The following is a 20,714-nucleotide window of genomic DNA, read 5'->3' as shown; positions in this document are numbered from 1 at the left end:
AGGGTTTGGGTGCGTGAGGATCCCACCTGACAAGATGATTTGCGGGGATGGCTCCCCGCAAGTCAGCTACTTCTTCGTTTCGTAAGCGAGAACAGCCTTAAACTCCGTATCCCGTTGTTTGAACGTCATCTCGCAAAGCGAGTCGCGTACTAACAGCGTGAAACCCAGTGCTGTCATACACCGCACCACGATCGCCACCAGGGCGTACTTCGTTAGCATGTCGTTGCCTCCGTGCAGAAAAGAGACTAACATCCAACTTGTTCAGGGTTGGGATGTAAGCCTCAGGTTGATAACACTATCTCCTGGGGCTTTCACCTTTCTGAACCCTGCAAATGCCCGGCTCAGAAAGCCTCAGGCACCCGCGAGCATCCTAACCTCTTCATTCCCTTCGCACGAAAGAAAAACTGTATTTATATCCAGTTAAATTCACTTTTCAGAATATGTTCAGGCGTGACGCTATCACTTCGCCAGGCTGCCAAACTGCTCAAGCACGGCATCAAAAATCGCTAACCCTTTTTGCACTTCGGCGGCACTCATAGTGCAAGGCGGCACCACGTGAATACGGTTTTCAGCGACAAAAGGCAAAATCCCGGCGTTGAGCAACGCGCCTTTGATCGCCGCCATATCGGCTGCGGCTACTGGCGTTTTCGCGACGCGGTCGGTGACCAGCTCCAGCGCCTGGAACATACCACGACCACGCACATCACCGATCAACGCATGTTTTTGCGCCAGTGACGTCAGGCCAGCGCGCAACACGCCGTCCCCCACCGTTGCCGCGTTTTCTACCACTTTTTCATCTTTCATCGCATCAAGCGTGGCGACAATGGCCGACATCGCCAGCGGATGGCCGGAATAGGTCAGGCCGCCTGCAAAGAAGTGGTCGTCAAAGTAATGTGAGATTCTCTCGGAAATAATGACGCCGCCCGCAGGTACGTAACCCGCATTAACACCTTTTGCGAAGGTGATGAGATCGGGAACAATGTTATCCTGCTCGAACGCAAACCAGCTACCTGTGCGACCGAAACCGGCCATCACTTCATCGACAATCAGCACAATGCCGAACTCATCTGCCAGTGCGCGCACCCCCTGCATGTAGCCTTTTGGCGGCACCAGAATCCCGGCTGTACCCGGTACGGACTCCAGCAGAATAGCGGCAACAGAATTCGGCCCTTCACACTCAATCATCCGGCGCAGATGCGCCAGCGCGCGCTGACACTCTTCGTCTTCGGTGGTGGCGTTAAACTCGCTGCGATACAGGTACGGGTTAAAGAAGTGAACGTGTCCACGGGCATATTCATTCGGAATACGACGGGGATCGCCCGTGGCCACAATGGCGCTACCGGTATTCCCGTGGTAAGAACGGTAGGCAGAAAAAATCTTGTCACGCCCGGTATACATACGCGCCATACGCATGGCGTTTTCGTTGGCGTCGGCCCCGGCGTTCGTAAAGAACACTTTGCTAAAGCCTTCGGGCGCCAGATCAACAATCCGTTTTGCCGCTTCGCCGCGTGCGAGGTTTGCCGTCGCCGGCGCGATAGTGGTCAATGATTCCAGTTGTGCCTTCATCGCCGCCAGAACACGCGGATGCTGATAACCGATATTGACGTTTACCAGTTGGCTACTGAAATCCAGATACGTATTGCCATCGTAATCCCACAATTCGCACCCTTGTGCACCGGCGATCACCAGCGGATTGAGGTTGCCTTGCATCGACCATGAATGGAACACATACGAACGGTCTAGCTGACGTACATCATCGTTGGTTATCGCCATCTCGCTCTGAAGTGCCAGTTTCATACCCTGCTCCTTTCATACCGTTGTTGTTGATTCCATCATGCGGCGCACCTGGCGCAGTCAGGTAGAGCCAGTCTTGTTAGCGGCATGTGACACACGTGTCACATATTTACTCACCAACTGGCTCTGTCTCTCCTGCGCGCGCGTTTTTTATAGTGGCGGAAGAAACCAGCACAGGAGAGAGAGATGACAACAGCAAAGAAAGTGGTCTTTATTACCGGCGCGACATCCGGGTTCGGCGAAGCCGCCGCGCGGGTCTTTGCCAAAGCAGGTTGGTCGCTGGTACTGAGTGGACGCCGTCTGGCACGCCTTGAGGCATTGCAGGATTCGCTGGCGGCAGAAGTACCCGTTCACATTATTGAGCTGGATGTACGCGATAAAGATGCAGTGAAGCAGGCCGTTGCCGCGCTCCCACCCGCGTTCGCCGATATCACCACGCTTATCAATAACGCCGGGCTGGCGCTTTCACCGCAGCCCGCACAAAACGTTGAGCTGGAAGACTGGCAGACCATGATTGATACCAACGTCACCGGGCTGGTCAATGTGACTCACGCGCTGCTGCCCACGTTGATTCAGCATGGCGCAGGGGCGAGTATCATCAATATTGGTTCGATTGCCGGACAATGGCCCTATCCGGGTAGCCACGTTTATGGCGCAACCAAAGCGTTTGTGAAACAGTTTAGCTATAACCTGCGCTGCGATTTGCTGGGTACAGGTGTGCGGGTGACCGATCTGGCGCCGGGTATTGCGGAAACCGAATTCACGCTGGTTCGCACCAAAGGCGATCAGGCGGCATCCGATAACTTATACCGTGGCACCACGCCGCTTAGCGCACAGGATATCGCCGAACAGATGTTCTACATCGCCACGTTGCCAGACCATATGAATATTAACCGTGTGGAAGTCATGCCGGTGCGTCAGGCCTGGCAGCCGTTTGCCATTGACCGGGATTAAGATATCTGTGGTAGCCTGGATAAGGCGCTTGTGCCGCATCCAGGATATTCCCCGGTGGCGCTGACGCTTACCGGGTCTATCCTTGAGAAGGGACATTAGCGGCTGGACTGCAAAAACTTACGTACCCGGTCCGAATCCGGATTGGTAAAGAACTTCTCTGGCGATGCCTTCTCGATCAGCAACCCTTTCTCCAAAAACACCACCTCGTCCGACACCTGACGGGCAAAATCCATCTCGTGCGTTACCACCACCATCGTGTATCCTTCGGCGGCGAGGTTTTTCATCACTCCCAGCACCTCATTGACCAGTTCAGGATCCAGCGCCGATGTCGGTTCATCGAACAAGATCACCTCTGGCGACATCGCCAACGAACGGGCAATCGCCACACGCTGTTTCTGTCCGCCGGAAAGGGTAATCGGATACACATCCGTTTTATGGCTCATCCCGACCTTATCTAACTGACGACGACCAATCTCGTCAGCCGCGTCCCGCTTCATGCCTTTCACGTGGATCAGCGCTTCGGTGACGTTTTGTAACACCGTCAGATGCGGCCACAAATTAAAGCTCTGGAATACCATTCCCACGCGTTCGCGGATTTTGGACAACTCTTTATGTGACATGGCCTTGCCTGAGGCGTCATCGACACCCAGCCGCTGACCACTAATGCGCACTTCGCCGCGATCCGGCTGCTCCAGCCAGTTCATACAGCGCAACAAGGTCGATTTCCCGGAACCGGAAGAACCGAGGATACTCACCACCGTGCCCTTCTCCACCGTCAGGTTGATATCACGCAATACTTCAACGTTATCAAACTGCTTGGACAGATTCTTAACGCTAACCGCACTTTGTTCAGGCATGGGTCATTCCTCGCTTGTTTCCATATTGGCTTAGTCGTTTAATCAGCAATTCAAGTAAAATGCTGATGCCCCAGTACAGCGCAATGGCGACGATAAAGGCGTTAAACGGAATAAAATACGTCGACTGCACGCTATTCGCGGCGGCGGTGATCTCCTGTACGGTAATAATGCAGAGGAAAGCCGTGTCTTTCAGACAGATAATTAACTGGTTACCCATCAGCGGCAGCGCAGAAGAAAAAATATTGGGCAGGACGATACGCTGAAAGATTTTATAGCGAGAAAACCCCTGCGACACAGCGGCTTCAATATAACCCGCGGAAAATATACGACGCTGGCTGCGTAATATCTCGAAGAAATAGGCACCATGATAAATCACCAGCGCCAACAGACCGGCAGTCCAGGCTTCCATACTAATACCCAACTGCGGCAGACCGTAATAAAGCAAATAGGCCAGAATCAAAAAGGGAACAGCACGCATCAGGCTGACGAAGGCAATAATTACTCTGTCAATAACGCGATTTTGGTATTCCATAATGTAGCACAGCAAAATGCCGATAAATAAACCGACAACGGCTGCAATAATAAACAGCTCAAGCGTTGAAAGCAGGCCATTAAAAAAACTCTCGCGTGCTGACCAGACAATACTCCACTGACTCATATACCCTCCTGCTTTTATCGCGCCAGGCGCTTCGCTTTACGTTCCGCCATGCCCTGCAATTTCAGCAACAAGCCGATAATGATGACGTAGAGCAATCCCGCCGCCAGAATGGGCGACAGAGGTTCATAGGTCACCGAAGAGATGCGATTGGTGACGCGGGTCAGGTCTACCACGCCGATTATCGCTATCGCCGGGCTGCCTTTAATCAGGAAAGACATCTCATTGACTAGCGCAGGCAGGCTTTCAATCCACATCTGCGGCAGCATGATGTAACGGAAATAGGTCCAGCGCCGCATACCGACAGATTCGGCAGCTTCCCGCTGTTCTCGAGGGAAGTTACGAAATGCGTTACGCCAGATTTCGGCATTAAAGGCGGAGGTATTCAACGTCAGCGCCACAATCGCCGCCGCCGTTTTATCCAGGTTTATCCCTAGCGTCGGCAGCGATAAGAACAGGAACAGAACCAGCGTCACCAGCGGTGTGGCGCGCGCCAGACTGATGTAGACCACCAGCACCTGGTCGACGACCGGGATTCTCATCATTCGAATAAAGGCGATCACCAGACCGATGACCACCCCGAACGCGATAGCCACGCCCGAAATCCAGAGGGTCGTCCATGCGCCTTCAATTAATAACTGCCATGCCATTGAATCCATGGTGCCCCCTTTTCTAACTGGCGGCGGTTACCCGCCGCATTGAACTTATAAACCCGCTAACTTATGAAACTGATCGGCGCTGGTGATCGGCTCTTTCGGCAGATCGTAGGTTTCGCCAAACCATTTTTTCTGCAACTCAGCCAACTTGCCGGTTTCGGTCATGTGATTCATAAATTTGGTCATGAACGCCAGTAATTCCGGGGAGCTTTTGGAGATTGGCCATGCCATGTAGCCTGGGCCAGAGACCGGCAGCCCTTTGGCAAACACTTTCGGCTTCGCTTTCACCAGGTCGTTGACGGAGATAACCACGTTAATCACGTAATCGACGCGTTTGTTGGCAAGATCGGCATAGGCTTCCGGGTAAGATTGATATTCCACAACCGGGCCCAGTTTACCGCCCACTTTCTCCAGCATCGCTTTCAGTTCCGGCAGACGCGCCAGTAATGCGCTGCCCGCCTGGACGCCCACTTTTTTACCGCTCAAATCGGCGATGGTATTTAATGTCTTATCATCTGCGCGTTTCACAAAATAATGCTGGGCAGACGCCCATGGCGGGGTGAAATTAAATACATTGAGACGTTCATCGGTAATCACCGCACCGGTTAACGCCATATCGTATTGTCCGGTAGAGACGGCGGCGAGCAGCCCCGTCCAGGGTAAAATACTTTGGTTGATATTGAATTTTGCGTATTTACGCAACTCGTCGAGCATATCCTTGTTAAACCCTTCTGATTTACCATCCTTCATAAAGTTAAAGGGCGCATAGTCATCTTCGGTCGCCACTTTCAACGTGCCAGACTTTTCGATTTCGGGTAAATCTGCTGCGACTGCGTGTAAAGAAAAAGCCAAAGTGAACATGGCTGCAAGACAATATTTGCCGAATACTTTTTTCATTTCTCTACCCTTAATTAAATATGCCAGAAAGGTTCATCCCAGACATGCTGGAACTATTGCAATAAATATGCCGACTGCGTTTCTTGACCGCGCTTTTGTGACTGCGTTTTTACAATAGGGAGCCTTTTTGCTTTCTGAATAGAGCCAGTTTCGGCAAATGAATGTGTCAGATAACGGGAAGCTGGTATGGAATTTGCTCAAATATATCCATGTCTTTTCCAGCGGAGTGCGTCATGATTCGTCACCTTTTGCATGTCAATTTTGATGGTCAGCGTGGGTTACAGGAACAGGTGCGTGAATCACTGATAAACGCCATCCTGAGTGGCATTTTTCCGGCCGATACGCCCCTTCCCTCATGTCGCCAACTGGCTGGTCAGCTTAATGTTTCTCGCAATACCACGGCGCTGGTGTTTGAAAGCCTGGTCAACGAAGGGTATCTGGTCAGCCGCCCACGCAGCGGGTATTACCTGCACCCGGATTACTACCACGCCGGCCAAAACGTGTCGCAAACTGCACCTGAATGCGAAAGCGCTGCACCACGATGGGGCAACCGCCTGCAAATCACGCCCAGCCAGCAGGAATCTATCCTTAAACCGGCTGGCTGGATGCACTATCGCTACCCGTTTATTTACGGCCAGCCGGACACACAACAGTTCCCCCTCGCCTTCTGGCGCGCTGCGGCAAACTGGCTGCACGGCGGCGTGCGAGACCCCTCCTGGGTTATCGATCATATCGATCAGGATGTGCCCATGCTGGTTGAGCAGATCCGCACCCGGGTGCTGCCGAAACGCGGTATCGTGGCCGCTCCGGACGAAATCCTCATCACGCTGGGGTCACAGAACGCCCTCTATTTGTTGACCCGCCTGTTGATGTCCCGGCAGACGCGTGTGGCGGTCGAAAATCCGGGATTTCGTGAAGCGATCAACACCTTTCTGCTTAACGATACCCATATCGTTCCGCATCCGGTTGATGAAGAAGGCATTGTGCTGGGCGAAACGCCCTGTGATTACTACTACGTGACGCCGGGACATCAGGTGCCGACGGGCGTCACCATGAGTAAAGCGCGCCGGGTCCAGTTGCTCGAATACGCTACCCGGCATGACGCGGTGATCATTGAAGATGACTACGACTCGGAAAGTAACTTTACGCAAAATCCGTTACCGGCGCTGAAAGCCAGTGACCGCAGCGGCCGCGTTATCTATGTCAGCAGTCTGTCAAAAGCCCTTTCGCCAGGTCTGCGACTCGGTTTTATGGTGGCTGCCCCGGAAATCATCGACGAAGCCCGTGCGTTGCGCCGCCTGGTGTATCGCCATCCACCAACCAACATTCAATATCAGATGGCCCATTTTCTGGCTCAGGGCCATTACGAGACGCACCTGCGCCGCTACCACGAAGATTCCGCGCGCCGTTGGGATACCTTACATAACGCGCTGCAAACCTTTTTGCCCGAATGCAAAACCTTCGGCGGCAGCGAACATGCCAACGCCTTCTGGCTGAGTACGCCAAAGCATATCAGTACCCAACAACTCACCTGGCGCGCAGCCCATGCGGGGGTATTAATTGAACCGGGGGCGCGGCATTTTCTTGACGACGCCCCCCCGGATAACTATTTCCGGATGGGGTTTCACGCCATCAATCCGGATGCCATCGTGCCCGGCGTGGAAGTGCTGCGTGGACAACTGGAGCAAATCGGATAGTTCGCATAAAGGCGGGTTTAGAGGGCATGCCTATACTTAATCCCAACCTCACAAGGAAAGGATAAGAAAATATGCCTCTACCCGACTTTCACGTTTCCACTCCTTTTACCCTGGGCATTGAACTTGAGTTGCAGGTCGTTAACCCACCGGGATACGACCTTAGTCAGGACTCCTCGCGGCTGATCGATGCGGTAAAAGCACAGGTCAAAGCCGGTGAGGTCAAGCACGACATCACGGAAAGTATGTTGGAAATTGCGACAGGGGTCTGTCGCGACATCAACCAGGCGGCACACCAGTTTTCTGCCATGCAGCAGATTATTTTGCAGGCGGCAAACGAGCATCACGTACAGATTTGCGGCGGCGGCACGCACCCTTTTCAAAAATGGCAGCGTCAGGAGATCAGCAACGATGAACGCTATCACCGGACGCTGGAAATGTTTGGCTACCTGATGCAGCAGGCGACCGTTTTCGGCCAACATGTGCATGTGGGTTGTCCGAGTGGCGATGACGCCATCTATCTTCTTCATGGCTTATCGCGTTTTGTGCCGCATTTTATCGCGCTTGGCGCCGCTTCCCCATACGTGCAGCGCACCGATACCCGTTTCGCCTCATCGCGACTGAATATTTTTTCCTCTTTTCCGGATAATGGCCCCATGCCCTGGGTCAGTAACTGGCAAGAGTTTGAAGGGCTATTTCGTCGCCTGAGCTACACCAGCATGATTGAAAGCATTAAAGATTTGCACTGGGATATTCGCCCGAGCCCCCATTTTGGCACCGTCGAAGTGCGGGTAATGGATACGCCATTGACCCTGTCGCATGCCATTAATGTCACTGGATTTATTCAGGCTATCGCCCACTGGCTGCTGGCAGAGCGCCCGTTCAAACATCAGGAGCGCGATTACCTGCTCTACAAATTCAACCGTTTTCAGGCCTGCCGTTTTGGTCTGGAGGGGATCATTACCGATGTCCACACCGGCGAGCAGCGTAAAATAGCCGACGATATCGAACGAATGCTGGAAAAAGTTGCGCCATGGGCAGATAAGCTCAACGCAGGCAGCGCTATCTCCGAGCTGATGAACTTCGTCAAACGAGGGAAGAGCGAATCGCAAATGATGCGCGATTTTGTCGCCGACGGCGGCTCGCTGATCGGCCTGGTGCAAAAACACACCGAGATTTGGGCGGCGGGCTAGAACGGCGCAGGGAGATTGCACCCTTACGCACTTTCCCGGACAATGTCGTTTTTAACAAGCGATTAACTGTCATGAAGCACCCACTGGAAACATTAACCACCGCGGCAGGTATTCTGCTGATGGCTTTCATCTCGGTATTGCTGCTACCCGCCCCTTCCCTGGGGCTGGTACTGGCGCAAAAACTGCTGGATACCTTCCATTTTCAGGACCTGAATCAGCTCTATACCGTGTTGTTTTGCCTGTGGTTTCTACTACTGGGTGCGATCGAGTTCTACGTGGTGCGCTTTATCTGGCGCCGCTGGTTTTCGCTGGCTTAAGGGTTCGTAGGGTCGTAGCCCGGATCAGGCGCTTGCGCCGCCATCCGGGATGTTTTTCCCCTTACCCTAAAGAGAGAAGCGGCACACCGGGCGGTGTCATCCAGGCCAAAAAAACCCGGTTGACCTTAGGCCACCGGGCTTATGCGTCAATGCGCGCGCGGATGATTCTCTTTGCGCCAGGCGCCCGGCGGCTGATTGAACGTGCGGGTAAAGATCCGCGTAAAGGTCTGCTGCGAATCAAAGCCATATTTCAGGCAAATATCGTAGACCTTATCATTGGTATTGAGTAAATCCCGCGCCGCCAGTGACAGTTTACGTTCGCGAATATAGCGCCCCAGACTCTCACCTTTGTAATGCAAAAACAGCCGTTGCAGATGCCACTTTGAATACCCGGCGTGGCGCGCAATATCATCAATACGCAATGGTTGGTGTAAATTGTCGTCGATCCACTCGACGATAGTGTCGATAACCTGAGCGGAAATAGTCATACAGCGCTCCCCCTCTCTGCTCTTCGAAATAAACCGTTATTCCCACCAGGCGCGGAATTGCTGGGCGTTATCCGCCGCATGCACCGCTTCGCCGAGGGTGGGCGTTAACAATCGATACCCTTTGCCGAGGCTTGCCGCCGCCAGACGTTTATAAGGATCGTCCCAGGTATGTTTTGCCAGCACGAATCGTCCGGCGTGGCCCGGCAGTACCGCCCGCGCATTTAACTCCTCCGCTGCTTGCGCCGTTTCCTCCGGCATCATGTGGATGTACTTCCAGTCCTGGTCGTACTGACCGTTTTCAAGAATCGCCAGATCCACCGAACCAAACTGTTCGCCGATGGCTTTAAAGTGCGGCCCGTAACCGGTATCGCCGCTGTAATAGAGCTTGCGATCCGGGGTGACGAACATAAAGCTCGCCCACAACGTCTGATTACGTTTCAGACCGCGCCCTGAAAAGTGCCGTGCAGGCAGCACATGCACCTCCAGATCATTGCTAAACGTGATTTTTTGTTGCCAGTCCGCTTCCTGGATGATGTCCGGATTCATGCCCCAGTAACGCAGGTGCGATCCCACACCCAGCGGGACTACCACCCGTTTGATTTTTGGCATCAGCGCCCTGATGGTGGCGTAATCCAGGTGGTCGTAATGGTCATGGGATATGATCAGCAGGTCGATCTCCGGCATGGCCTCTGCCGTCCACGGATAGTCACCGTCGAAGGCTTTATTCAGAAACGAGAACGGCGCGGCGTAATTGCTGAGCACCGGATCGATAAGAATGCGTTTCCCGGCCAGTTGCAGATACCAGGATGAATGGCCCAGCCATACGACCGTATCCTGCTCCAGCGGCAGGCTTGCCAGATCTGTCTTCACCATCGGCAACGGCTGCTGCGGGCGCGCATTTTCCCGACGGGTGGTTAAAAACTCCCACATTGCCGCCACCATGCTTTTTTGCCCCGTGTAGCTGGGCGTAGACAACTGGTTATGAAATTCACCGTCCCGGTAGTGCGGGGACTGCTCTACTCTGGTCAGTTGCTCACCCTGCGGGCGCTGACCAAATCCGGCGTTCAAAACAAAAGGCAAACTGGCGGCAGATACAACGAGCATAATAAGAACCACGCTAAGTAAGAGACGATGCATACCCTGATCCGAGAAAATGTCCCTTCCGTTGGCACATTGAAATAGACTGGACTTGATTATGAGTGAGTAAGCACTCATTATAGAAATGAATAGAAAGTCGTCAAGATGATTTTCAATCTTTGATGTTCAGCGTTGCAGCGTCACAGTGGGCATGGTTCAATCGTGGTTTTTCAAAATGTATGAGGAAAAGTGTAGTGGCTCGTCCGAAGAGTGAAGATAAGAAATTAGCATTACTGGATGCGGCGGCTGTCGCTATCGCGCAAACCGGTATTGCCGCCTCGACCGCGGTGATTGCCCGTAACGCGGGCGTGGCTGAAGGCACCCTGTTTCGTTATTTTGCCACCAAAGACGATCTGCTCAATGCGCTTTACCTGCATTTAAAATCTGACCTTTGCCAGACCATGATCGACAGCCTCGACAGGTCGCACAGCAATTCCAAAATACATACCCAATCCATCTGGAACAGCTATATCGACTGGGGCATCCGTCACCCGTCGGCACATAACGCGATTCGCCAGATTTCGGTGAGCGAAAAAATCACCCCGGAAACGCGCCAGCAGGTTATCGATATGTTCCCTGAGCTACATGAAATCTGCCACCGCTCGGTGAGGCCTGAATTTCTTTCCGAAGCGCTCTCACCCTTTGGCGACGCCATTTTTCTGACGCTGGCAGAAACCACAATGGATTTCGCCAATCGCGACCCGCAAAAAGCAAAAGAGACCAAACGGCTGGGCTTTGAAGCCATGTGGCGCGCGCTCACCGTGGATAACTGCGATGGACAGTAAAACCCTGCAAGAGACCGCACGTCGCATTGCGCTGGAACTACCGTTCACTGAACCGTGCTGGCCGTTTGGCCCGGAACACGACATTTTCAAAGTCGGCGGCAAGATTTTCATGATGATCACCACCGCTCATGGTCGGCCTATGGTGACCATGAAATCAGATCCGCAAAAATCCCTGCTCAATCAACAAATTTATCGCAGCATTGAGCCGGGATATCACATGAATAAAAAGCACTGGATCTCCATCTTTGCTGGCGAGGATATCAACGAAGATTTGCTCGTCGATCTGATCAACGACTCGCGGGATCTGGTGATCGACACGCTGGCGAAAAAAGATCAGCAACGTCTGCGTCCGCGCTGACTGTTCGGAAAAGCGAAAACGCGTTACCGTAGCGTTTTGTTTTCCGACAGGAGCACGCGCAGTGGAACTTGAGATTTACCAGGTTGATGCTTTCAGCACACGCCCTTTTTCCGGCAATCCGGCGGGCGTGTGTATCACGCCCCAGGCGCTTGAAACGGCCACCATGCAGCAGATTGCGGCAGAGATGGCCGTCTCTGAGACCGCGTTTCTGGCACGCGATGATTACCGTTTGCGCTGGTTCACTCCTCAGGCTGAGGTCGATTTATGCGGTCACGGCACGCTCGCCACGGCCCATATTTTGCGCCAGACCGGGCAGCTTGCTGTTGGAGAAAGCGTTGTCTTCACCACCCTTTCCGGCCCGCTTAAAGCCACCGCCCGCCCTGACACTATCGAACTGGATTTCCCGCTCTTAGTACCGGATATGCATTATGCGCCGGATAACGCTTTACTGAACGCCCTGGGTCTCAACGCCAGTGACGTCTCTGCCAGCGGGACATTTGGCCCGAAAGCGATGATTGTGGTGGAAGACGCGCAGGTCATTGAGCAGCTCAAACCCAACTTCCAGGCGCTTGGCGCACTGCCCGGACGCGGCGTGGCCATTACGGCACCCTGTAATGGCAAATATGATTTTATCTCTCGCTACTTCGCGCCGTGGGTGGGGGTAAATGAAGATCCGGTGACCGGTTCCGCGCACTGCGCGCTGGCGGCATACTGGGGTTCGCGTCTGGATAAGCGTACCCTCAGTGCCTGGCAGGCCTCACCGCGCGGCGGCGAATTGCAGATTGCGCTCACCGCAGAAGGCCGGGTAGCGCTGGCTGGCCAGTCGCATACGGTCCTGGCCGGAAAACTCTATCTTTGAGAAGCGGCTAAGCGTGATCTGCCAGCCATGCCAGCGCCTGCTCGCCCCGCTCATCTATCGGTAAATAGACCAGCAGCCGCGAGCCGTTACGCGGCGCTGAAAACCAGTACATTTGCTGCAAAGAAAATTCGCCTAATTCAGGGTGGGTAAAGGTTTTCAGTTGATTTTCAACGCCTCGCACGTCGTAGCGCTTATGCCACAGCGAGGCAAACTCTTCCGATACTGCGCAAAAGCGCGCCAGCTTCGCTTCCCACTGCGGGTCGCCCCGATGTTCCGCCATCGCCGCCCGGAAATAGGCAACAAAGGTCGGCAGCACACTCTCCTTACGCCCAATACGGCTACGCCAGGTCGGGTTGGTCAGATAGAGATAAATACAATTGCGCTCATCTTCCGGTATTTGGTGAAAATCAACGCCCATCATCCGCGAAAAAGCATCATTCCACGCCACAATATCAAAATTGGATTTTTGGATGCTGGCCGGTTGGGGTAACAGGCTATCGAGCATTTTACGCGTCCCGATGCTGATGCCTTCACACTGCGGCACCACAGGCGTTTCCGCAGGCGTCAGCCCCGCCAGTAAAAACAGGTGGCGGGTTTCAGTTGCCGAACACTCCAGCGCATTGGCGATTGCCTGCATCACGCTGGCCGACGGGTTCACATCCCTGCCTTGCTCAAGCCAGGTATACCAGGTCACGCCAACGTCTGCGAGCAAGGCCACCTCTTCACGCCTTAAGCCCGGCGTACGCCGCCGTCCACTGCGCGGCAGACCGAGACGCTGCGGGTCAAGGCTTTCCCGGCGGGAGCGTAAAAACGCGCCGAGCTGTTTGCGGTTCTCATCCTGGACGCTCAACAGAGGGGATCGTTCCGACATCAGGCTCATAAAACCTCCAGCATGGTATTGCCAGTACCAGTATAAGCAAGAACTGGTACCCGTTTTTCGTATCAGCGATGCTACGTCTATCCGATGAATGACGCAATGGAGTTACCATGAATACGTCTGCTGTTTCACCCGGTCGTGCGGGCTTGTTATTACTGTTGACCGGACAAATGCTGCCGCTGATCGATACTTCGATCACCAACGTCGCCCTTGATTCCATCACGCTGTCGCTGCACACCAATACCACGCAACTCTCTCTGATTGTTGCGCTGTACGGCGTCGCGTTTGCCGTCTGCCTGGCGATGGGGAGTAAACTGGGTGATAACTTTGGCCGCCGCAAAATGTTCTTATGGGGCGTGGCGCTGTTCGGAATCGCCTCGCTGCTGTGCGGTATCGCCAACTCCATCACCGCCCTGCTCGCGGCGCGTACTCTACAAGGGATGAGCGCGGCGCTGATCATGCCGCAAATTCTTGCAACGCTGCACGTGACCCTCAAAGGTACGGCCCATGCCCGCGCTATCAGCCTGTATGGGGGGATTGGCGGCGTGGCGTTTATCATCGGGCAGATGGGTGGCGGCTGGCTGGTATCGGCAGATATCGCCGGGCTCGGCTGGCGAAACGCCTTTTTTATTAACGTGCCGATAAGCCTGTTGGTGCTGGCATTGAGCCATCGCTATATCCCGGAAACCCGCAATGAAACCCCAACGCGCATTGACTGGCAGGGCACCTTCGCGCTGGCGCTGATCTTATGCTGCCTGCTCTTCCCGCTCTCCCTCAGCCCGGATTTAGGCTGGCCATGGCAAAGCCAGGCGGCATTACTGGCGATCATTCCGCTAACACTGTGGATGCGTGCCGGCGCGCTGCGTCAGGAACAGCAAGGGCTGCATCCGCTGATGCCGCCACGTTTACTCAAATTACCCAGCATCCGTTTCGGCCTGTTAATTGCGTTGCTGTTTTTCAGCGCCTGGTCCGGCTTTATGTTCTGTATGGCGCTGACATTACAGGCAGGCGTAGGCATGGCGCCGTGGCAGTCCGGTAACAGTTTTGTTGTGCTTGGGGTGACCTATTTCGCCTCGGCGTGGTATGCGCCGAAACTGATTGCCCGCCACAACGTACGTACCATTCTGCTGAGTGGCATCGCGATTCAAGTAAGCGGCCTGCTGGCGCTGTTCGCCACGCTCTGGTTGACCCATGGGCACCTCAACGCCCTAAACCTTGCGCCTTCTACCGCGCTGATTGGCTACGGCCAGGCGCTGATCGTGAACAGTTTTTACCGTATCGGGATGCGTGACATTGCCACTCAGGACGCAGGGTCGGGCAGCGCCATTCTCAGTACGCTGCAACAGGCCACGCTGGGCCTGGGCCCGGCAGTACTCGGCGGGTTGTTTTTGCATCTGCTTAACCTCACCCAGGGCAACTATAACGAAGCGCTGGGCGGGTTTTTAGTGGCAGAGATCGTGATGATGCTTATGCTTGCCGTCGCCGCGATTGGCGCGCGCCAGCAGCTCGCCCCCCGCTGCCCGGCAAACTGAGGGGATTAGATTTTAGACGGCAGGCGTGCCACCAGCCGCCAGCGAAACCAGATCTGAGCAACAAGAATCAGCACGCCGCCGATAATTTTTTGCAGCGGCAGACGTTCGCTGTACCAGAGGGCAGCAACGATCACCGTTAGCAACGGTTCGAGCACCATGATGATGGCAGCGCTGGCGACAGCGGCATATTTCTGCCCCTGTAATTGCAGGCCAAAACGCAGGCTGGTGGCAATCAGAATACTGGCGATCAGCCACAGCACAGTGGTACCCGTAAACGGCTGCGTCCAGTGTTCAAATAAAAGTGAGATCAACACGCCCGCAACCCCCGTCACCGCCAGTTGCACCGTGGTGAGCGGGAGTAGCGGGACATCACGGGCAATGCGGCTGGTGTAGCAAAACGAAATGGATTGCACAAAAGCGGTCAACAAAAACCAGCCCTGGCTGGGATGAAAGACAATCGGCGTATGCAGGCTTAACAGCGCCAGGCCAATAAAGGCGAGCGGCAGGCATTCCCAGTAGGCGCGGGCCGGACGCACGCCCATCATGGCCCAGGCCACCAGCGGCACAAACAGCATAGAGAGGCTCATGATAAATGCCCCCTCGCCCAGCGACGGCGTGGTCGACACCGACCAAATCCACAGGCACAACGTGAGTGCCATCCACAACGCGCTGATAAAGACCTGGCGCAATTTTGCCAGCGCAATACGCTGCCCGCGACAAAATGGCAGCAATACCAGCGCCGCGCCTAAAAAGCGCAGCCCCAGAAAGGCAAAAACGGGCATCCCGGAGATGGCCTCGCGGGAAAAGATCCAGCCGCAGGCGGCAATGATGGTGGTGATGACCAGAAACAGTTCTGCTTGTCGTTGCCGGTTCATGGGCAAAGCTCCCAGGGTATAAAAAAGCCAGCGAAAGGCTGGCAAAAAAATCACATCAATATTATCAGGCGCTGGCGCGGGAAATATACTGCCATTCCATCATGATCCTCTCCGCCGGGGCCTCGGGGTTATCGATTTTGTTGAGCAGCAGCCCCACGGCTTTGCGACCAATCTCTTTTGACGGTTGATAAACGGTCGTCAGCGGCGGTGTCACCATTTCCGCCAGTTCTGTGCCATCAAACCCAACCACCGCAATATCCTGCGGCATTTTCAGTCCGGCTTCGTGAATGGCCAGCACGGCCCCCGCCGCAAGGGTATCCGACACCGCAAAGACCGCATCGGGACGTTCAGTGTGGCGCAGCAGCGCCTGCATGGCCGCTTTCCCGGCGCTAAAACTCAGGTCGCAGGCATACTCAACAACCGCATACTCACACTGGTGCGCCTTAAGTCCGCTGTGGTAGCCCTCTTCCCGCGAGCGGGCATATTTATAGCTGAGATCGTGGTTAATCAGCGCGATACGCTGACAGCCGCGCGCCAGTAATCGATCAATCACGCATTGCGCGGCGCCAACATCATTGATGCCCACGCAGGAGACATCGCCGTCATCGGCATATTCCGCGCACTGCACCCAGGGGGCGTTACCGATAAGCGTCGCCAGTTCCGGCAAGCGCGAGGAGGCGTCCATGGTGATAATGCCGTCGACGATTTTCCCGGAAAGCAGGTTCAGCGCCGAGCGGGAGCGCGCCATGTCCGAACCGGTATTGCACAGCAGGATACGAAAGCCGTTTTTTTCCGCTTCCTCTTCAATCCCTTTTACCACCTCGGCGCAAAACGGGTTGGCGATATTGGAAACCAGCACCAGAATCATTGAGCTGCGGGCGGTGCGAAGCTGGCGCGCCAGCAGGTTCGGCTGATAATTGCTTTCGGCAATGGCTTTGAGCACGCGCTCGCGGTTTTTTTCTTTAACAGATTCACTGTTATTGAGCACGCGCGAAACGGTCGCGACGGAAACGCCAGCCAGCCTGGCGATTTTCTGAATGGACATAACGTCGATATTTCCTGCGGTTAGCGTCTGGCTAGCAGGCTACCACAACGTCGGATGGCATGCACGATGCACACCTGGTGCCGCATCCGGATAGCATGGCAGGCGTAAGCGCCGCCAGGGTTGTCCCGGATGCGGTTACGCCTTATCCGGGACAACCCGCCCAGGGCGACCTACCTCAACTGGCCACTGTCACCCACTTTTGCTGCTGGTGACTTTGCAGGATGGCATCGATAATAAACATCACGCTGGCCCCATCATAGAACGAGGCAAACCGCGCCTCATCGCGGGCTGGCATTTTCCCGTCCTGCACCGCGCGATAGAAATTCAGCATCATATTCTTAAACGCATCCGGCCAGCCTTCGATATGCCCGCCGGGGAAATGGGCGCTGGCGGCGACATCCGGCGACATCAGCCCTGGGTCATCGGTCAGTATCTGGTTAGGCTGCTGGCGGTGGCCAATCCAAAGCTGTTGTGGCACTTCCTGGTCCCAACCCAGTGAGCACTCACTACCGTTTACTTCAAAACTGAGGCGATTTTTCCGCCCCGCACTCACCTGCGACACGCTAAAACAGCCCTTACTGCCATCATCAAAACGGACCAGCACCGACCCGGCATCCTCGGTAGTCACGGTTTTGTCCTCCACCTCTGCGGCCTGCTGAGTAGAAGTGAAGGTTGCAGCCCCGCGACTGGCTTTGCGTGTCGGCCAGACAATAGAGAGATCCGCCATCACCTGGGTTATGCGCCGTCCGGTGACAAATTGCAATGTATCGCACCAGTGCGAACCGATATCGGCCACCGCCCGCGATGGCCCGCCGGTTGCCGCGTCGACGCGCCAGTTATAGTCCGTTTCCAGCAGCATCCAGTCTTGCAGATAACTGCCGTAGACGGAAAACAGCCTGCCGAGCCGCCCGGAGCGGCGCAAACTCGCCGCCTGCTGAACCATCGCAAACTGGCGATAGACAAAACTGACGCCATGCACCACCTTTGCCTGTTCGGCAAGCACCACCAGTTCACGCGCCTCTTCGGCGGTCATGCACAGCGGTTTTTCCGAAAACAGATGCTTTCCGGCCCGCAGGGCCTGGCGGTTAATTTCTGCATGCAGATGATTCGGCGTACAGTTATGAACCACCTGTAACCCCGGATGCGCCAGCAGTGCCTCCACGCTGGCATAGGCGTGCGGCACGCCAAGCTGCCGCGCCTTTTGCTGCGCGTCCGCCAGATCCGCATCGCACAGCGCCACCACCTCAACAAAGCCCAACCGCCGAATAGCTTCAATATGCGCCGGGCCAATAAACCCGGTGCCAATAATCCCGACCTGAATCATTCCATACTCCCCAGTCCTAACATGTTGCGCACACTACCCCGGTCTTCTTGCCCGGCGGCAAAATCATCAAACGCGTATGCCGACACGGGGATGATGTGACGGCGAATAAACTCGCTCCCTTCCCGCGCGCCGGTCTCTCCCGCTTTCAGGCAACATTCCCACTCCAGCACCGCCCAGCCGTCATAGCCGTACTGGGTGAGCTTGCTGAACACCGCGCCAAAATCGATTTGCCCGTCGCCCGGCGAACGAAAACGGCCGGGCCTGTCGACCCAGTTTTGATAGCCGCCATACACGCCACTGCGGCCCTCCTTCCGGTACTCCGCGTCCTTCACATGAAAAGCTTTGATGCGTTCATGATAGATATCGATAAACGCCAAATAATCAATCTGTTGCAGGTGAAGATGGCTCGGGTCGTACAGGATATTGCAGCGCGGGTGGTTGCCTACGCCGTCAAGAAAACGCTCAAAAGTGGCGCCGTCATGCAGGTCTTCACCGGGGTGAATTTCATAGCACAGGTCCACCCCCTGTTCATCAAAGCGGTCCAGCACCGGTCGCCAGCGGCGGGCTAATTCAGCAAACGCCTCTTTAAATAACAGGGCGTTATGGGGCGGCCACGGGTAGAGATAAGGCCAGGCCAGCGCGCCGGAGAAGGTCGCATGGGCGCGTAACCCAAGGTTGTTTGAGGCACGCGCCGCCTGAAACAGTTTTTCTATAGCCCAGGCCTGACGCGCCGCCGGGTTTCCCCGCAGCGCCGCGGGTGCAAAGCCGTCAAACGCCGCGTCATAAGCCGGGTGTACCGCAATCAGTTGCCCTTCAAGGTGGGTGGAAAGCTCGCTAATCACCAGACCGCGCTCCGCCAGCACGCCGCGCACATCATCACAATAACTCTGGCTTTGCGCCGCCTGTTCGACATCAAAAATCGCCGGATGGTTACAGGGGATTTGCAGCGCCTTGTACCCTAACCCTGCCGCCCAACCGGCCAGCCCTTCAAGCGTATTAAACGGCGGTTTCTCCCCAATGAATTGCGCCAGAAAAATCCCCGGCCCCTGAATGGTTTTCATAGCACCTCCCACAGCTTATGCGTGCTCTTGGTCGTTGTATTTAAAAGAAAGAAGGAAAATCAGCGCGATAACGGCCGCGGCAATTGCCGGGATCCACCAAAAGGTCACCCACGCCTGCGGCAGTGTCTGCCCGGCGACAATGCGGTTGTACAGCGCGCCGGAAATTTGTGAGCCCAGCAGCATGCCAATGCCATAGGTAAACATCACAATCATGCTTTGCGCCTGGCCTTTTACCTTTTCGCCCGCCACACGGTCGGTGTAGATAAAGCCGACAACGAAGAAAAAGTCGTAACAGACACCGTGCAGCAAAATGCCGAGATAGAGCAGGAAGCGCCCTTCCTCACTGACGCCGAGGGCAAAAAAGGCGTAACGCACAAACCAGGCGCACATGCCGATAAGCAGCATGTACTTCACGCCAAGACGGCGAAACAGCAGCGGGATCACCAGCATAAAGAAGATTTCAGACATCTGACCGAATGACATGGCGGTACTCACATCCGCCACACCGGCATCCGCCAGATACGAGGCGGTATAGGCGTAATAGGTGCCGAGTGGGACGGAAATCAGCGTCGCGCAGAGCGAGAAAACAAAGAAGTGACGGGTTTTGAGTAAGGCAAATGCATCGGCACAGAACAGATCGCGCATAGCGACAGGCAGCCCTTTAGCGGGTGCCGGCGTATGCGGCAACGTCAGGCTATAAAGCGCCAGCGCTACGGAGCAGATTGCCGCCACCTGGAAAATGGTCACGCTGGAGGAAATGCCCGTTACGCCGATAAAGATCCCCGCCACAATCCAGCCAATGGTGCCGAACACGCGTACCACCGGGAAAGTTTTATCGATATTGCTCAGGCTGTGGAAGGCAATATTGTTGGTCAGCGCAAGTGTAGGCATGTAGCACAGCGTATAGCCAAACAGCAGCGCAATCAGCATGGCGCCGTTTTCCGCCACCAGGGCCTGCGGCACAAACATCAAAATCGCGGCCCCTGCCAGGTGCATCACCGCCATCACTTTCTGCGAGGCGAAGAACCGGTCCACCAGCATGCCGAGCACGAACGGCGACAGAATAGACGCAATAGGCCCGGCGGAAAATGCGTCGCCAATCAGCAGCGACATGTTGTGCTGCGTCATCACCAGACCGAGCGTGACAGACCAGCTCCCCCAGATAAAAAACTGTAAAAACATCATCAGCGACAGCCGCGGTACCAGCAGTCGATGCTGGACCAGATTTCCACTACTTTCGGTTGTTGACACCATTTTTTTGCCTCACCTTTAAAAAGTAATCGATTACAAAATACATCAAGAAGAAAAGTAATCGATTACAATTTATTTATCCTGCACGCTGACGCAATTGTGGGA

Annotated in this window: 22 protein-coding genes; 8 read left to right on the top strand and 14 right to left on the bottom strand. The window is 55.0% G+C overall.

The annotated features are described in order from the left end of the window. Positions 1–66 precede the first annotated feature (66 nt). Complete coding sequence (locus tag ABIB59_RS10575) at positions 67–219, bottom strand: Hok/Gef family protein (RefSeq protein ID WP_354035350.1); 153 nt, start codon at positions 217–219, stop codon at positions 67–69. 240 nt (positions 220–459) lie between these two features. After that, positions 460–1,797 (bottom strand): aspartate aminotransferase family protein, encoded by a 1,338-nt coding sequence (locus tag ABIB59_RS10570; protein WP_071193917.1) that lies wholly within the window; start codon positions 1,795–1,797, stop codon positions 460–462. Positions 1,798–1,980: 183 nt separating this feature from the next. Here ABIB59_RS10570 and ABIB59_RS10565 point away from each other — a divergent pair, with 183 nt between their 5' ends. After that, positions 1,981–2,748 (top strand): SDR family NAD(P)-dependent oxidoreductase, encoded by a 768-nt coding sequence (locus tag ABIB59_RS10565; RefSeq protein ID WP_041852213.1) that lies wholly within the window; start codon positions 1,981–1,983, stop codon positions 2,746–2,748. Between the two features lie 95 nt (positions 2,749–2,843). On the opposite strand, the gene ABIB59_RS10560 is transcribed toward ABIB59_RS10565, so the two are convergent. From ABIB59_RS10560 to ABIB59_RS10545, 4 genes are read right to left on the bottom strand one after another with little or no spacing between them, the layout of a single operon-like run. Then, complete coding sequence (locus ABIB59_RS10560) at positions 2,844–3,605, bottom strand: amino acid ABC transporter ATP-binding protein (RefSeq protein WP_041852214.1); 762 nt, start codon at positions 3,603–3,605, stop codon at positions 2,844–2,846. Then, positions 3,598–4,263, bottom strand: coding sequence for an amino acid ABC transporter permease (locus tag ABIB59_RS10555; protein WP_041852215.1), 666 nt, complete (start codon positions 4,261–4,263; stop codon positions 3,598–3,600). The genes ABIB59_RS10560 and ABIB59_RS10555 overlap by 8 nt, the downstream gene beginning before the upstream one ends. Positions 4,264–4,277: 14 nt before the next feature. After that, positions 4,278–4,919, bottom strand: coding sequence for an amino acid ABC transporter permease (locus tag ABIB59_RS10550; RefSeq protein ID WP_354035347.1), 642 nt, complete (start codon positions 4,917–4,919; stop codon positions 4,278–4,280). A gap of 45 nt (positions 4,920–4,964) precedes the next feature. Next, the gene (locus tag ABIB59_RS10545) at positions 4,965–5,813 is read right to left on the bottom strand and encodes a transporter substrate-binding domain-containing protein (protein WP_041852217.1); all 849 of its coding nucleotides are present in this window, start codon (positions 5,811–5,813) and stop codon (positions 4,965–4,967) included. A 233-nt stretch (positions 5,814–6,046) separates the two neighbouring features. Between ABIB59_RS10545 and pdxR the strand changes: the two genes are divergently transcribed. The 3 genes from pdxR to ABIB59_RS10530 all read left to right on the top strand — a co-directional run bounded on the left by pdxR (position 6,047) and on the right by ABIB59_RS10530 (position 9,017). Next, positions 6,047–7,510, top strand: a complete 1,464-nt coding sequence (gene pdxR / locus ABIB59_RS10540; protein ID WP_125125137.1) for a MocR-like pyridoxine biosynthesis transcription factor PdxR — start codon at positions 6,047–6,049, stop codon at positions 7,508–7,510. A 71-nt stretch (positions 7,511–7,581) separates the two neighbouring features. Then, positions 7,582–8,700: a YbdK family carboxylate-amine ligase gene (locus ABIB59_RS10535; protein WP_071193920.1), complete on the top strand. Its 1,119-nt coding sequence runs from the start codon at positions 7,582–7,584 to the stop codon at positions 8,698–8,700. A 71-nt stretch (positions 8,701–8,771) separates the two neighbouring features. Continuing rightward, entirely contained in the window at positions 8,772–9,017 is a 246-nt protein-coding gene (locus ABIB59_RS10530; protein ID WP_041852220.1) for a DUF1158 domain-containing protein, read from the top strand. A gap of 146 nt (positions 9,018–9,163) precedes the next feature. On the opposite strand, the gene ABIB59_RS10525 is transcribed toward ABIB59_RS10530, so the two are convergent. Beyond that, entirely contained in the window at positions 9,164–9,505 is a 342-nt protein-coding gene (locus ABIB59_RS10525) for a RamA family antibiotic efflux transcriptional regulator (RefSeq protein WP_041852221.1), read from the bottom strand. A 36-nt stretch (positions 9,506–9,541) separates the two neighbouring features. Then, complete coding sequence (locus ABIB59_RS10520; RefSeq protein WP_125125139.1) at positions 9,542–10,642, bottom strand: MBL fold metallo-hydrolase; 1,101 nt, start codon at positions 10,640–10,642, stop codon at positions 9,542–9,544. A 194-nt stretch (positions 10,643–10,836) separates the two neighbouring features. On the opposite strand from ABIB59_RS10520, the gene ABIB59_RS10515 reads away from it, so the two are divergent. The 3 genes from ABIB59_RS10515 (at position 10,837) to ABIB59_RS10505 (ending at position 12,644) form a co-directional block, all read left to right on the top strand. After that, positions 10,837–11,427, top strand: a complete 591-nt coding sequence (locus tag ABIB59_RS10515; RefSeq protein WP_041852223.1) for a TetR/AcrR family transcriptional regulator — start codon at positions 10,837–10,839, stop codon at positions 11,425–11,427. Beyond that, positions 11,417–11,785 (top strand): MmcQ/YjbR family DNA-binding protein, encoded by a 369-nt coding sequence (locus ABIB59_RS10510; protein WP_110295903.1) that lies wholly within the window; start codon positions 11,417–11,419, stop codon positions 11,783–11,785. The genes ABIB59_RS10515 and ABIB59_RS10510 overlap by 11 nt, the downstream gene beginning before the upstream one ends. Positions 11,786–11,846: 61 nt before the next feature. Then, on the top strand, positions 11,847–12,644 hold the full coding sequence (locus ABIB59_RS10505; protein ID WP_354035343.1) for a PhzF family phenazine biosynthesis protein: 798 nt from the start codon (positions 11,847–11,849) through the stop codon (positions 12,642–12,644). Positions 12,645–12,651: 7 nt separating this feature from the next. Here the strand turns inward: ABIB59_RS10505 and ABIB59_RS10500 are convergent, their stop codons facing one another. Beyond that, a complete protein-coding gene (locus ABIB59_RS10500) occupies positions 12,652–13,524 on the bottom strand; it encodes a helix-turn-helix transcriptional regulator (protein WP_071193925.1) in 873 nt (290 codons plus the stop codon). Positions 13,525–13,631: 107 nt separating this feature from the next. Between ABIB59_RS10500 and ABIB59_RS10495 the strand changes: the two genes are divergently transcribed. Then, complete coding sequence (locus ABIB59_RS10495; RefSeq protein ID WP_071193926.1) at positions 13,632–15,053, top strand: MFS transporter; 1,422 nt, start codon at positions 13,632–13,634, stop codon at positions 15,051–15,053. A 5-nt stretch (positions 15,054–15,058) separates the two neighbouring features. Here ABIB59_RS10495 and ABIB59_RS10490 read toward each other — a convergent pair whose 3' ends face one another. The 5 genes from ABIB59_RS10490 to ABIB59_RS10470 all read right to left on the bottom strand — a co-directional run bounded on the left by ABIB59_RS10490 (position 15,059) and on the right by ABIB59_RS10470 (position 20,612). Further along, positions 15,059–15,928 carry a DMT family transporter gene (locus ABIB59_RS10490; protein ID WP_354035341.1) on the bottom strand — a complete coding sequence of 290 codons (870 nt, stop codon included), beginning with the start codon at positions 15,926–15,928 and terminating at the stop codon, positions 15,059–15,061. Positions 15,929–15,992: 64 nt separating this feature from the next. Continuing rightward, positions 15,993–16,973, bottom strand: coding sequence for a LacI family DNA-binding transcriptional regulator (locus tag ABIB59_RS10485; protein ID WP_354035339.1), 981 nt, complete (start codon positions 16,971–16,973; stop codon positions 15,993–15,995). 175 nt (positions 16,974–17,148) lie between these two features. Next, positions 17,149–18,297 carry a Gfo/Idh/MocA family protein gene (locus ABIB59_RS10480; protein ID WP_108701848.1) on the bottom strand — a complete coding sequence of 383 codons (1,149 nt, stop codon included), beginning with the start codon at positions 18,295–18,297 and terminating at the stop codon, positions 17,149–17,151. Beyond that, positions 18,294–19,358 carry a sugar phosphate isomerase/epimerase family protein gene (locus ABIB59_RS10475; protein ID WP_354035336.1) on the bottom strand — a complete coding sequence of 355 codons (1,065 nt, stop codon included), beginning with the start codon at positions 19,356–19,358 and terminating at the stop codon, positions 18,294–18,296. Before ABIB59_RS10475 ends, ABIB59_RS10480 begins: the two co-directional genes overlap by 4 nt. 15 nt (positions 19,359–19,373) lie before the next feature. After that, a complete protein-coding gene (locus ABIB59_RS10470) occupies positions 19,374–20,612 on the bottom strand; it encodes an MFS transporter (RefSeq protein ID WP_317086273.1) in 1,239 nt (412 codons plus the stop codon). Positions 20,613–20,714: the final 102 nt, after the last annotated feature.

Origin of the sequence: Citrobacter sp. UYEF32 (assembly GCF_040546205.1) — a bacterium.
In the GTDB taxonomy this organism is placed as follows: Bacteria; Pseudomonadota; Gammaproteobacteria; order Enterobacterales; family Enterobacteriaceae; genus Phytobacter; species Phytobacter diazotrophicus.
This window is presented reverse-complemented; position numbering and strand designations above follow the sequence as displayed.